Raw genomic sequence first — 420 nt, 5'->3', positions numbered from 1 at the left:
TTACTATTAACAAGGCGAGTTCATCTGTAACAGTAACAGGCTCTACGACATATACCTATTCAGGTAGTGCACAAGGTCCAAGTACTTCAACTACTACAGGATCATCTGGAGCTGTTACTTATTCTTATGAAGGAACAGGTTCAACGACTTATGCTGCAAGTTCAACTGCACCAACAAATGCAGGAACGTACAAGGTAGTTGCAACTCTAGCAGCTGATTCGAATTACGAAGGAGCAACATCAGCTGACTATGCCTTTACTATTAACAAGGCGAGTTCAACTGTAACCGTAACTGGAAGCACAAGCTTTACTTATTCAGGTAGTGCACAAGGCCCAAGTACTTCAACTACTACAGGATCATCTGGAGCTGTTACTTATTCTTACGAAGGAACAGGTTCAACGACTTACAGCGCTAGTTCAA

1 protein-coding gene is annotated in these 420 nt (G+C 42.1%); it reads left to right on the top strand.

Going from position 1 to position 420, the window contains the following annotated elements:
- Positions 1-420 (top strand): MBG domain-containing protein (locus tag V7S79_RS12225; protein ID WP_459490879.1); only part of this gene is annotated, 420 nt, incomplete at both ends.

This window comes from Aquirufa sp. ROCK-SH2 (assembly GCF_054558315.1).
This window is presented reverse-complemented; position numbering and strand designations above follow the sequence as displayed.